General features: G+C 72.0%; 13 protein-coding genes. 7 read left to right on the plus strand and 6 right to left on the minus strand.

Features of this window, described 5'->3' with window-relative positions; all coding sequences use genetic code 11:
• The first annotated feature begins 72 nt into the window (after window positions 1-72).
• Window positions 73-1,110: a hypothetical protein gene (locus tag ACLQ2O_RS21645; RefSeq protein WP_425834138.1), complete on the plus strand. Its 1,038-nt coding sequence runs from the start codon at window positions 73-75 to the stop codon at window positions 1,108-1,110.
• A gap of 1 nt (window position 1,111) precedes the next feature.
• Here the strand turns inward: ACLQ2O_RS21645 and ACLQ2O_RS21650 are convergent, their stop codons facing one another.
• Window positions 1,112-1,903, minus strand: coding sequence for a response regulator (locus tag ACLQ2O_RS21650; RefSeq protein ID WP_425834140.1), 792 nt, complete (start codon window positions 1,901-1,903; stop codon window positions 1,112-1,114).
• Between the two features lie 122 nt (window positions 1,904-2,025).
• Window positions 2,026-2,979, minus strand: coding sequence for a sensor histidine kinase (locus ACLQ2O_RS21655; RefSeq protein WP_425834142.1), 954 nt, complete (start codon window positions 2,977-2,979; stop codon window positions 2,026-2,028).
• A 130-nt stretch (window positions 2,980-3,109) separates the two neighbouring features.
• On the opposite strand from ACLQ2O_RS21655, the gene ACLQ2O_RS21660 reads away from it, so the two are divergent.
• From ACLQ2O_RS21660 to ACLQ2O_RS21670, 3 genes are read left to right on the plus strand one after another with little or no spacing between them, the layout of a single operon-like run.
• Window positions 3,110-3,862, plus strand: a complete 753-nt coding sequence (locus ACLQ2O_RS21660; RefSeq protein ID WP_425834144.1) for an ABC transporter ATP-binding protein — start codon at window positions 3,110-3,112, stop codon at window positions 3,860-3,862.
• A gap of 43 nt (window positions 3,863-3,905) precedes the next feature.
• Window positions 3,906-4,688: a hypothetical protein gene (locus ACLQ2O_RS21665; RefSeq protein WP_425834146.1), complete on the plus strand. Its 783-nt coding sequence runs from the start codon at window positions 3,906-3,908 to the stop codon at window positions 4,686-4,688.
• Complete coding sequence (locus ACLQ2O_RS21670) at window positions 4,685-5,374, plus strand: hypothetical protein (RefSeq protein ID WP_425834148.1); 690 nt, start codon at window positions 4,685-4,687, stop codon at window positions 5,372-5,374. Before ACLQ2O_RS21665 ends, ACLQ2O_RS21670 begins: the two co-directional genes overlap by 4 nt.
• Window positions 5,375-5,442: 68 nt before the next feature.
• Here ACLQ2O_RS21670 and ACLQ2O_RS21675 read toward each other — a convergent pair whose 3' ends face one another.
• A complete protein-coding gene (locus ACLQ2O_RS21675) occupies window positions 5,443-6,087 on the minus strand; it encodes a TetR/AcrR family transcriptional regulator (RefSeq protein WP_425834150.1) in 645 nt (214 codons plus the stop codon).
• A gap of 26 nt (window positions 6,088-6,113) precedes the next feature.
• Window positions 6,114-7,130 (minus strand): NAD-dependent epimerase/dehydratase family protein, encoded by a 1,017-nt coding sequence (locus tag ACLQ2O_RS21680; protein WP_425834152.1) that lies wholly within the window; start codon window positions 7,128-7,130, stop codon window positions 6,114-6,116.
• Window positions 7,131-7,223: 93 nt separating this feature from the next.
• Here ACLQ2O_RS21680 and ACLQ2O_RS21685 point away from each other — a divergent pair, with 93 nt between their 5' ends.
• Window positions 7,224-8,168: an aldo/keto reductase gene (locus tag ACLQ2O_RS21685; protein WP_425834154.1), complete on the plus strand. Its 945-nt coding sequence runs from the start codon at window positions 7,224-7,226 to the stop codon at window positions 8,166-8,168.
• A gap of 75 nt (window positions 8,169-8,243) precedes the next feature.
• Here ACLQ2O_RS21685 and ACLQ2O_RS21690 read toward each other — a convergent pair whose 3' ends face one another.
• Window positions 8,244-9,905 carry a dihydroxyacetone kinase family protein gene (locus tag ACLQ2O_RS21690; RefSeq protein WP_425834156.1) on the minus strand — a complete coding sequence of 554 codons (1,662 nt, stop codon included), beginning with the start codon at window positions 9,903-9,905 and terminating at the stop codon, window positions 8,244-8,246.
• Between the two features lie 267 nt (window positions 9,906-10,172).
• Entirely contained in the window at window positions 10,173-10,922 is a 750-nt protein-coding gene (locus ACLQ2O_RS21695) for an IclR family transcriptional regulator (protein WP_425834158.1), read from the minus strand.
• Between the two features lie 126 nt (window positions 10,923-11,048).
• On the opposite strand from ACLQ2O_RS21695, the gene ACLQ2O_RS21700 reads away from it, so the two are divergent.
• Entirely contained in the window at window positions 11,049-11,795 is a 747-nt protein-coding gene (locus tag ACLQ2O_RS21700) for an MIP/aquaporin family protein (RefSeq protein WP_425834160.1), read from the plus strand.
• On the plus strand, window positions 11,795-12,412 hold the full coding sequence (dhaL, locus tag ACLQ2O_RS21705) for a dihydroxyacetone kinase subunit DhaL (RefSeq protein WP_425835262.1): 618 nt from the start codon (window positions 11,795-11,797) through the stop codon (window positions 12,410-12,412). Before ACLQ2O_RS21700 ends, dhaL begins: the two co-directional genes overlap by 1 nt.
• Window positions 12,413-12,445 lie beyond the last annotated feature (33 nt).

A 12,445-nucleotide genomic window follows, 5' to 3' on the forward strand; every position in this document is an offset into this window, starting at 1 on the left:
ACTGCCGTTCTCGGGAGAGTCAGGGGTGATCCCTTATTGGTTTGGACCCGTCGGGGTGCTGGACTGGAGGACATGAGCAACCAGAGCGACTACGACCGCCGGGTCAAGGACATTCTCGACCGGGTCGCGAAAGGCCACCTTTCCAGCGACGAGGCCGCGACGCTGATCGCCGCCGTGACCAAGCCGACGGCCGCCGCGCCGGTTGCCGATGAGACTCCGACCGCCGAGATCCCGGTGCCCGAGGCCGACGAGCCGTCGGCGTCGGTCTGGGCCGACGCCGTCGACTCGCCGGACGCCGCGGACACGGCGTCCGTGCCGGGCGCCGCCGGGGAGACGGCTGCGCCGGGTGCCGGGCCGACCTCTGCGCCGGGCGCCGTACAGGACAGCGTTGTCGACGACGCGCCGGCCGAGCCGGTGCAGACCGAGGTGCCCGAGGCCGGGGAGGTCGAGGAAGAGGTCGAGCACAGCAACGTGCCGGTGCCCTCCGGGGTGCAGCGGGTGACGATCCGGGCCGTCGGGCGGCGGGTGCGGCTGATCGGCGAGCCGGCCATCACCGGGGTCGCGGTGGACGGGCCGCACGTGATCAAGCGGGACGGGAACACGCTCGCGATCAACAGCGAGGGCGACATGGGGGTGTCGCTCGACGGGTTCAGCATGCTGCGCAACCCGACCGACCTCAAGGCGCACGTCAACGGCTTCGCCAAGGAGCTGTCGATCCGGGTCAACCCGATGCTCGAGGTCGAGGTCGAGGTGACCGGCGGCAGCGTCACCGCCGAGCGGCTGCCGGGGCTGGCGCGCGTGCGCGTGACCGCCGGTACGGCGAAGGTCAGCGACGTCGACGGTCCGATCGACATGCTCGTCCAGGCCGGTTCGGCGCATCTCGACGCGCAGATCACCAAGGGCCGCTCGCGGGTCCGGGTCGAGTCCGGGTCGGCCACGGTCAACCTGCGCCGCGGCTCCGACGTACGGGTTCACACCGAGTCGCAGCTGGGTCGCGTCACCTGGGCCGGCGCGGTCAACGGCCAGTCCAAGGACGTGGAGATCGGCCGCGGTCGCGCTGCCCTCGACGTCGAGGTGCTGGTCGGCACGGCGCAGATCACGTCGGACTGACTCAACCTGCGGCGACCAGCCCAGCCTCGTACGCGGTGATGACGAGCTGGGCCCGGTCGCGGGCGGCCAGCTTGGCGAGCAGGTTGCCGATGTGAGTCTTGACCGTCTTGATCGAGATCCGCAGGGCGCCGGAGATCTCGTCGTTGGACAGGCCACGGGCGACCAGCACCAGCACCTCGGTCTCGCGGTCGGTCAGCCGGTCGATCGATCGCGAACGACGGATCGCGGGCCGGTCCAGGTAGTGCTCGACGAGCCGCGTCACGATGCGCGGGGCGAACAGGGACTCGCCGCGGTGCGTCCGGCGTACGGCCTCGAGCAGTTGGTCGGGCTCGGCGTCCTTGAGCAGGAAGCCGCTCGCTCCCGCCCGCAGCGCGGCGTACACGTACTCGTCGAGCTCGAACATGCTCAGCACGAGCACCCGCGTGCCCGCCAGGGCGGGGTCCTCGGTGAGGTGCTTGGTCGCCTCGATGCCGTCGCCGCCGGGCATTCGGATGTCCATCAGTACGACGTCCGGCCGCAACTCCTGGCCACGCCGCACCGTCTCGCGCCCGGTCGCGGCCTGGCCGACCACGGTCAGGTCGTCGGTCGCGTCGACGAGCAGCGCAAGGCTGTGCCGCAGGAGAGGCTGGTCGTCCGCAATCAGCACGCGGATGGGGTCGGGCTCCGCGCGGGGCGCGCCGGGGTTCGTTGGATTTGAGTCGGGCTCCGCCCGGATCGCGTCGGGGTTGGTCGGATCGGCGTCGGGCTTCGCCCGGATCGCGCGGGGGTTCGCTGGACCGGCGTCGGGGGTCATCTGGTTGGTCCATCGGGGAGTTGTGCGACGACCAGGAAACCGCCTCGATCCGGCCCGGCCTCCAGTGAGCCGCCGAGCGCGCTGACCCGCTCACGCAGGCCGGTCAGCCCGTGACCGCCGCCCTAATGTGCAACCCAGCCGCCGACCGGGCCGTCGTCGCGGCAGGACGTTTCCAGCACGCCGCCTTGCCGCCGTACGGCAAGCTCGGCGCGCGTCGGACCGCTGTGCCGGAGCGTGTTGTTCAGCACCTCCCGGACGACGGCGCAGATCGTGAGCTGGACGCCCGGCGACACCTCGGGCAGGTCGGGCAGGTCGAGCGCCACGCGCAGACCGGCCGCGCGGGCTTCGTCGACGATGGCCGGGAGGTCCGCGAGTGTCTCCGCGGGCCGGAGCGGCGCAGGCTCGCCGTCGGCTGACCGCAGCACGTTCAGCATTCGCCGCAGCTCCGTCGTGGTCCCACGACTGACCTGCTCGATGTCCGTCAGGGCAGCGGTCAGCCCGGCCACCGTGTCGGACGAAGCCACGCCCTGCCCGGCGACGCCCTGCCTGGCGGCGTCCTGCCCGGTGACCGCGTCCTGCCCGGCGGCGCCCGGCCCAGCGACCGCACCCTGTCCGGTAGCGGCCTCCCCGGTGACCGCGTCCTGTCCGGCGACGCCCCGCCCAGCGACCGCACCCTGCCCGGTAGCGGCCTCCCCGGCGACTGTGTCCTGCCCGGCCGCGGCCGCGGCCCCGTTGCCGGCGCCGGCGCGGCGGGCGACGGCGGCGCGGATGGTGATCAGGCCCAGCCCGTGCGAGACCAGGTCGTGCAGGTCGCGGGCGATTCGTAGGCGTTCGGCCTGGACCGCCTGCTCGCCGGCCCACGTGGTCAGCCGTTCCTCGTAGTCGCGCCGCTGCCGTCGGCTGCGCACCACGGCCCACACCGCGATCGCGATCGCGATCGCGGTGATCGCGGCCGGCGCGATCAGCGTGGCCTTCTCCGGAGCACCGGCGACGAACAGCAACGAGGTGAGCAGCACGGCGACGGTCCCGGCCGCGAGGCCGATCCCTGGGGCTCGGGTCGGACGGCCTGGCTCCACAGGGCGATTCTAGGTTTCACAGCCTGCCCTGGCATCGGACCCAGGTCTGACAGACCCCGGGCGGAGCCGGACCGCGAAGTCCGGTCCTGGGACCGATCCGTACGGCGCCCGCGGCCGCTGGGATGGACGCATGTTGACCATCGACACTCTCGTGAAACGGCGCGGCTCCCGCGTGGTGCTGTCCGAGGTAAGCTTCCAGGCCGCCCCGGGCCGGATCACCGGTTTCCTCGGCCCGAACGGCGCGGGCAAGTCCTCGACGCTGCGGATCCTGCTCGGCCTGGACCGCGCCACCTCCGGTACGGCGCTCATCGGCGGACAGCCGTACGGCGCACTGCGCGATCCGCTCCGGACCGTCGGCTCGCTGCTCGACGGGTCGGGTGCGCACCGGTCGCGCCGGGCCGGCGAGCACCTCGCGTGGGTTGCCCGAAGCAACGGAATTCCGCAGCGCCGGGTCGGCGAGGTCCTGGAGCAGGTCGGCCTCGCGGACCGGCGGCGGACCAGGGCCGGCAAGTTGTCCCTCGGACTGGGCCGCCGGCTCGGTCTGGCGACCGCGCTGCTCGGCGAGCCGGAGACGCTAGTGCTGGACGAGCCGTCGAACGGCCTGGACCCGGACGGGATCCGCTGGCTGCGCGAACTCCTGAAGGACCACGCGGCGGCGGGCGGAACGGTGCTGCTGTCCAGCCACCAGATCAGCGAGGTCGCCCAGCTCGCCGACGATCTCGTGGTGCTCACCGAAGGGCGGATCGTGGCGACCGGGCGGAGCGCCGAGATCGCAGCCGGGCACGAGACGCTCGAGGACGCCTTCTTCGCGCTGACCCGTGCGGGAGCAGCGATGACCAGCCTCGTCGCACGTCGCCCTGACCCGTTCGGGGGCCAGCGATGACGCGCCCGTCGCACTTCGCGCTGACCCGTGCGGGGGAGCAGCGATGACGCGCCTCATCGCAGCTGAGCTGCGCAAGACCTTGACACTGCCGTCGACCGCCGTCGCGCTTGCGGTCGCCGTGCTCGGTCCGATCGCGCTCGCCGTACTGAACGCGTTCAACGTGCGCGACGCGCTCAGGTCCGGCGAGACCGACAGCGCTACTTACACTTCTGCCGCCGAGGCGGCGCTGAGCGCCGTTCCGCTGGGGACCGCCGGGGCGATGGTGCTCGGCATCGTCGTGATCAGCAGCGAGTACACCGCGAACAGCACCGACGCGGGTGGTGGACGGCAGATCAGCACGACCCTCAGCGCTGCGCCCCGACGATGGTTGGTGCTCGTAGCAAAGTCCGTCGTCGTCGCGGCGCTCGTCGTACTGGCTGCCGTCGTCGCACTGTCGGCAGCGTTGGCCGCGGCCACCGCGATCATCGGCGACGCCGCACCAGCAGACTCCGGTACGCCGTGGGGCCGGTTCGTCGGCGCCGCGCTCTACTGGACCCTGGCCGCGCTGATGGCGCTGGCGATCACGGTCCTCGCCCGGAGCGGAATCGTGCCGCTGATCGTACTGATCGCCAACGGGACAGTGATTTCGGCGTCCTTCCTGCTGTGGAAGGTCACGTCGCTGGCCCGGTACCTGCCCGACCTCGCCGGGACCCGGTTGTTCGCCGGCGACAGCTTCACCAGCGTCGACGACGCGTTGCCCGCGGTCACCGGCGGTCTCGTGATGGCCGCGTGGGCGGCGGCGCTGCTACTGGTCGCGGGCGTCGTCCTGACCCGTCGCGACGCATGATCGGGCAGTCCGTCGCGGCCGAGCTGATCAAACTGCGAACGTTGCCCGCGGCATGGATCACGGCGCTGACCACGGTGGCCGTAGCGGTCCTCGTGACGGCGGCCTTCGCGAGCTCGAGCGTCGATCCCGCCGAGGACGCGGTGACGATCGCGCTCGGCAGCGTCGCCTTCGTCCAGGTCGGTGCGATCGTGCTGGGCGTGGTCGCGGTGGCGTCGGAGTACGGCAGCCAAGAGCTGCGGACGACCCTGACCGCGACGCCGAACCGCGCAGTCTCCCTGGCAGGCAAGGCCGTCGCGCAGCTGATCGCCGTGACCGTGACGAGCGTGGTCGCGCTGGTGGCGGCGGTCTCGACCGCTTGGGTGACGGAGCCGCTCCGCGCGTCTCTGTGGTGGATCGCCGGAGCAGCGGCGTACCTGGTGCTCGTGGGGCTACTGGCCGCGGCGGTCACGGTCGTGATCAGGTCGCTCATTCCGTCGCTGGTCGTCATGCTCGTCGGGATCGTCATCGTCTCGCCGCTGCTGGCGACCGTCACCGATCAGGCACGATGGCTGCCCGACCAGGCCGGACGCACGCTGTACTCAGCCGATGGCCCGTTCGGCCCAGAGACCGGTACGGCGGTCATGCTCGCTTGGCTGCTCGTCACCGGTACGGCGGCATCGGCCGCCTTCGTCAAACGGGACGCGTGAGGTTCGACCAGTAAGCAGTGTGTTGCGGTACCAGACGGAGCCGATCAAGATCCGGTACTCGGCCCGGTTTATCTGCGGGGCCGTTTGCCCGCGAACAGCACGGCGTCCAGCTGATCGAGCGGCGGAGGCGGAACGGGGAACGGCGCCTGCCCCGCCGGCCGCAGGCCGTCCAGCATCAGCGCGAGGTAGCGGCGCCAGAGATCCGGCGACGTGTTGCGGCTCATCTCGAAGGCCGGGCCGAGCAGGGCGAAGATCGCGGCGATGTCCTGCGGCGCGGCGTCCGGGCGGATCACCCCGGCCGCACGCGCCCGCTCGAACAGCTCCGTCACGGCCTCGAACACCTGCGGCCAGATCCGCGCCTGCTCCTCGTCGTTGCCCTGCCCGGTCAGCGTCTCGTACAGCCCACGGTCGGCGACCTGCCGGACGGCGTTCCGCTCGAAGAAAAGCACCAGCCCGTCCCAGGGATCCTCGACCGCGAGCGCGGCCCGCGCGTCCTCGGCGATCGCGCTGGTCGCGTCGGCCAGCACCACCGCCGCGACCGCCTGCTTGTTCGGGAAGTGCCGGTACGCCGTACCGGTGCCGACCCCGGCGTGCCGGGCGATGTCGTCGAGCGTCGCCCCGAACCCGCGTTCCGCGAACACCTCCCGCGCGGCCGCGACCAGCTTGGCCCGGTTCCGCACGGAGTCGGCCCGGACCGGTCGTTGGTCGCTCATCAACCCATTGTCCTTCGTCCCGAAGGTCAGAGGACCTTGCGGTCGAGCAGGCTGTTCGCGCAGCCCAGCACCGTCTCCGCCGCCGGCCGCGGCGTCCACCCGAGCACTCGCTGCGCCTTGGCGGTCGTGTGCCGGTTGCGCCGGCCGAGCGACATCGTGATCGCGCGCAGCGGCTTGTCCCGGATCGACGCGAGCCGGACCAGGAAGTCGGGCAGCTGCCGGGTCGAGATCTTGCCGCCGGCCTCCCCGAGGCCGTCCTTCAGCACCCGCGCGATGTCCCGCATCCAGATGAACTCGCCGGTCCCGAGGAAGCGCTCACCGGCCGCCTCGGGCACGGTCATCGCCCGGACGTGCAGGTCGGCCAGGTCGCGGACATCCACCACCTCCAGGCCGATCCGGGGCGCGCCGGGCATGTCCCCCTTCACCATCCGGGCGATGATGTTCACCGTTCCCAGGTTGGCGGCGGACAGGATCGGCCCGAACACGCCACCCGGCAGGACCGTGGTGAGCTGCGTCGGTCCGTCGTACGCCGCCATGAAGTCCCAGGCCGCCTTCTCCGCCAGGGTTTTCGACCGCCGGTACGCCGGCAGCGACGGGTCGTCGACGGTCCAGAGCGTCTCGTCGGTCACGCCCTCCTCGGCGTACGACGCAGGCGAGGACGCATTGGCCGCCGAGGTCATCACGACCCGCTGCACCCCCTCGGTCGTCGCGGCGCGCAGTACCCGCAAGGCTCCTTCCCGCGCCGGCCGGATCAGCGCGTCCGGGTCGCTGGAGTCGCCGTCGCCGAGCGGGGACGCGACGTGCAGGACGTAGTCGACCCCGCGGACCGCGTCGGCCCAGCCGTCGTCGGACATCAGGTCGGCGACCGCGAACGTGAGCCGCTCGCCCGGGTCGACGGCCGTGCTCACCGCCTCCCGGACAGCCTCGCCCTTGGCCGGGCTGCGCACGGTCGTCCGTACGTCGTACCCGCGCTCCAGCAGGGTGACGATGCACCAGCCGGCCACGTACCCCGTCCCGCCCGTCACCAGCACCGTTTCCGCCATCGTTCCTCCTAATCGGAGATCTGTTCTCCGTTTAAGGTAGCACCTTCGGCGGGGGCCGCTGCTTCAGCGGCCGGTTCGACTAGGTTTGGCCTCATGACCCTGCAGACGCGTCCTCTCGGCTCCTCCGGTATCGACGTCAGCACCATCGGGCTGGGTGCGTGGCAGCTCGGCAGGTCCTCGAGCTGGCCGGCCGGTCCTGACCCGGAGGAGGCGGTGCGGATCGTGCACGCCGCGCTGGACGCCGGGGTGAACTTCATCGACACCGCACCGGCGTACGCCGACGGACAGAGCGAGCTCAACGTCGGTACGGCGCTGCAGAGCGTCCCGCGCGACCAGGTCGTGCTCTGCACCAAGGTCGGGCCGACGCACGACGGGCGCGCCGACTGGTCGGTCGACGCGATCGCGACGTCGGTCGAGGGCAGTGCCCGCCGGATGGGCGTCGACCACATCGACGTCGTCGTCCTGCACAGCCCGCCGCCGGAGGTGCTGAACAGCGCCGAGCACTACGCCGCGCTGGAAGCCCTGCGGGACAAGGGTCTGATCCGCGCCTTCGGTGCCTCGGTCGACTGGGACCAGGACGTCCGCACCGTGCTGACGAACACCGACTCGCAGGCACTCGAGGTCCGGATGTCGGCGCTGTTCCAGGAGACCTGGCCGAGCGTTTCCGAGGCGCCCGCGAACGGCGCCGGCGTGATCGTCAAGGTCCCGCTCGAGTCCGGCTGGCTCTCCGGCCGGTACGACGCGAGCAGCACCTTCAGCGACGTACGGTCTCGGTGGTCGGCCGACGATGTCGCGCTGCGCGCCGGCCTGGTCGACGAGCTGCGGGCGCTGCTCCCGTCCGGCGTGAGCCTGGTCGACGCCGCCGTTCGCTTCCTGCTCGCGAACGACGGCGTCTCCACGGTCATCCCCGGGACGCGCTCGATCGAGCACCTCGAAACCAGCATCGCTTCGGTCGCCGAGCCGCTGCCCACCGAGACCGTCAACGCGATCCGCAGCTGGTACGCCGACCGTCTGGGTGAGCAGCACCTCGACTGGTAGGGCTCGCGCGCTCGGCCCGGCTGTTCCGCGGTTGCGACCGCGGCAGCGCCGTACCGGGCGATCGCGACGGACCGGCTACGCCTTGGCTGTCGTCAACTGGTTGTCGAGGGCATTGAGCCAGATGACGACCGCCTCGGCGCCGGGGTCGACCGTGCCGAGCGCCCGATCGCCGAGGTAGCTCGACCGGCCACGGCGCGCCAGGATCCCGGCGGTCTCGTCCGTCCCCTTGCGAGCCGCCGCGACCGCCTCAGCCAGTACGCCGGTCCGCAGCGCGGCCGCGGCCGGGACGAGGGCGTCGAGCATCGTCCGGTCGCCGACCTTCGCGCCGCCCAGTTCGGCGATCGCGTCGACTCCGGCCGAAAACGCTTCTGGCCAAGGCTTTCCGGCCGCCCGAGCGGTCGCGGCGCGCAGGATGAGGGCCGCGTAGAGCGGGCCTGAGGTGCCGCCGACGGTTCGGCGTACGGTACCGGCGATGCCGCGCAGCGTGGTGGCGTCGTCGGTGCCGTCGTACTGGTCCTTCTCCGCGAGCACGGCGCGGGCGCCGCGGGCGAGACTGATCCCGAGATCGCCGTCGCCGACCAGCTGATCCAGCTCGGTCAGTTGCGTCTCCGCCGCAGTCAGGGCGTTGCAGACGGCAACCACCGAGCGCCAGAGCTGCTCGTCGACGGCGGTCGCCGGCGCCGGCGTCTCGGCCTGCGGCTTGGGCGCTTCCGTGACGGCCGAGACCCGGCCGAGGTGTGCGGCCGGCCAGGCCATGGTCTCGCTGGGAGCGTCGAGCAGGGCGAGGAGTTGGTCGTCGACCTTCGCTACAGAGAGGGAGCAGCCGGCCATCTCGAGAGCGGTGAGGAAGGTCCCGACCCACATCCGCTCCAGCTGAATCTCCCGCTCCGCCAGTACGACGGCCGCACGCCGCGCGACGATGCCGAGCTCCATCGCCGGCGTCCCGCCGAGGTTGTTGACCAGCAGCACGACGCGATCGCCCGCGCTGAGGTCGCGATCCGCGATCAGTTGCTTCAGGAGCCGGTCGACGACCTCGTCGGCCGTCGGGAGCTTGCCTCGCCCGACGCCCGGCTCACCGTGGATTCCCAGGCCCCACTCGATCTCGTCGGGTCCGAGGTCCAGCCCCGACTTACCGGCCGCCGGGACGGTGCAGCCGGAGAGCGCGACGCCCACGGTGGCGACCGAGGCCGCGGCCGCGCGGGCCTGGTCGGCCACCTCGCTCAACGGCTTGCCCGACTCGGCTGCGGCACCCGCGATCTTGTGCACGAGCACGGTGCCGGCCAGGCCGCGGCGACCGGCGTTCTCGTCGCTGTCCTCCAGCGCCGCGTCGTCCGCGACGACGACCAGCTCCACCGGAATCCCTTCCCCGCGGGCGATCTCGGCGGCCAGGCCGAAGTTCAGCCGGTCGCCGGTGTAGTTCTTCACGATCAGCAGCACGCCCGCCGGACCTCCGACTGCCCGGATCGCAGTCAGTACGGCGTCCGCCGAGGGCGAGCTGAACACGTCCCCCGCGACGGCGGCGGTCAGCATGCCCGGCCCGACGTAGCCCGCGTGGGCCGGCTCGTGGCCCGCTCCACCACCGGAGACGAGGGCGACCTGACCGCGCTCCTTCAGCTGGTCGCTGTCGGCTCTGACCGCCACGCCGTCGCCCAGGACGACGATCCCGGGGTTGGCCAGCGCGAAACCGGCCAGCATCTGCGGCACCACGTCCCCGACGCCGTTGACAAGCTTCTTCACACCAGCCACCTCTCGCGAACTACGTTCGATAATATCGAATGAAATTCACACAGTAGGGCGCAGTTCATCCCGCTGTAAAGATCGGGCCCCGGAGGTGACGGGACCGGCGGGTGTGGGCGGGGGTGCCGACTCGAAGAACCGGCGGGGGGCCCGACGAGGTGGGCCGCGGGCTCCCGGCGGGGGTGGGCGAGCGGTGCCGACTCGAGGAACCAGCGGGGCCCGACGAGATGGGCCGCAGGCTCCCGGCGGGGGCCCGAGCGTCCGGAGTCAGGCGGGCCAGCGGGCGGCGCCGAGTTCGCGGCTGATGTTGCGGGCCGCCTCGCGGACCGCGGTGAAGGTGGACTCCGCCGGCGGCCAGTCGGCGGCGGGCAGGACGATGCCGATGGCACCTACCGCCGTACCGGACGCGTCGAAGATCGGCGCCGCGATCCCCGCCTCGCCGAGCACGGCTTCCTCGCGTTCCGTCGCGAGCGCGTCCCGGGCGACGTCGGCGAGCTGCGCCCGCAGCACCGACGGATCGACCAGGGTCTCCGACGTCATGCTGCGGAGCTTGCCGTCGGCCACGAGCTCCTCGGCCTGCTCCGGCAGGAACGCGAGCAACGCCTTGCCCAGCGCGCTCGCGTGGGCGGGGATCACGATCCCGACCTCCGGCATCTGCCGGCTCCCGTCGGGACGCGGCTCGTGGTGGATGATCACCACCTCGTCGAAGGTCAGCACACCGGTCCGCACCGCGTGACCGCTGCGCCGGGCCAGCTCCTCCGACCAGGTCACCGCCCGCGACCGCAGCTCGAGCGTGTCCAGGTACACGTTGCCGAGCTTCAGCACCGCCGGTCCGAGCTGGTAGCGGTTGGAGTCCCGGTCCTGCACGACCATGCCGTGCGCCTGCAGCGTCCTGAGGATCCCGTGCACCGTGGACGGCGGCAGCTCCAGCCGCCCGGCGACCTCGGAGAGGCTCAGCCTGCGCGCGCCCTGCAGCACTCCGAGTATCCGGATCGCCCGGTCGACGGACTGGATCATCCGAGTTCTCCTCAGTGAATCGAACAAGTCTTTACAGCAGTGAACCACAGGCGTATGTTCCGAGGATCGTTCGACAATGTCGAACGGCCTTCAGATACCGACCTGGATCCCGGAAGGACCACTCCCATGGACGACAACTCCCTGGCCCAACGGCTCGGCACCGAGCTGCTCGGTACCGCGATCCTGGTTTTCGTCGGCGTCGGCGCGGTCCCGGCGACGCTGATCGTGAACGGCACGGCGCCGATGACGATGGCCGACCTCGGGATGATCTCGTTCGCCTTCGCCGCGGCGGTGGTCGCCACCGTGTACGCGCTCGGCCCGATCTCCGGCAACCACATCAACCCGGCCGTCACCGTCGGCCTCGCCGCGACCGGCAGGTTCCCGTGGTCGCTGGTCCCGGCGTACGTCGCCGCGCAGCTGGCCGGCGCGGTCCTCGGCGCGGCGGCGATCCTCGGCGTGCTCGGCCCGAAGGCGAGCGACCTCGGCCTCGGCGTCGCGACGTACGGGCCGGGCATCGGCGTCCCGCAGGCCTTCCTGGCCGAGTTCGTCGGGACCTTCATCCTGGTGCTGACGGTGTTCGGCGTGACCCACCGCAAGGCGGCGCCGGGCTTCGCGGGGCTCGCGATCGGCCTGGTCGTCTTCGGCGCGATCATTCCGGTCGCGCCGATCACCGGCGCCTCGATCAACCCGGCCCGCACCGCCGGCCCGATGCTGGTCCAGCAGCTCGCCGGCGGCCAGGTGAACTTCGCCCAGCTCCCCGTGTACCTGATCGCCGAGCTCAGCGCCGGTGTCCTCGCGGGCCTGGTCTACCTCGCCCTGTCCCGTACGGCGGCCGACCGGACCACCAAGGCCGCGCAGGAGGTCGCCTCGTGATGATCTCGGTGGAGTTCCTGGCGGACTGGGTTCGCGTGTTCGGCAGCCTGGTCGACGCCCAGCACGACCGCCTCAACGCGCTCGACGCGGCCATCGGCGACGCCGACCACGGCACCAACCTGACCCGCGGCTTCACCGTCGTGACCGCCGAGCTGACCGCGCCGCCGGAGCAGCCGGGTGAGCTGCTCACCGCGGTCGGGCAGACCGTGGTGAGCAAGGTCGGCGGAGCCGCCGGGCCGCTGTTCGGCAGCTTCTTCCTCTGCCTCGGTGATGCCGTAGGCAACGATCACGACCTCGACGTCCGCCGGTTCACGCTCGGCCTGCGGGCGGGCCTGGCCGGCGTGGTCGCCCGGGGCAGCGCCCAGGCGGGCGACAAGACGATGTACGACGCGATGGCACCGGGCATCGACGCGCTCGACGCGGCGGCCGCCGCACGGCACGACCTCGCCGGTATCTTCCACGCCGGCGCGGCAGGCGCCCAGTCGGGACGTGACGCGACGGTCGACCTGCTCGCCCGCAAGGGCCGCGCGAGCTACCTCGGCGAACGCAGCGTCGGCCACCTGGACCCCGGCGCCACCTCGGCCGCGCTGCTGTTCACCGCCCTCCCGATCACTTGATGCCGCCCTCGCGATCACCTGATTAGGAGAGTC

Source organism: Kribbella sp. DT2, from assembly GCF_049844575.1.
Classification (GTDB): Bacteria; Actinomycetota; Actinomycetes; order Propionibacteriales; family Kribbellaceae; genus Kribbella.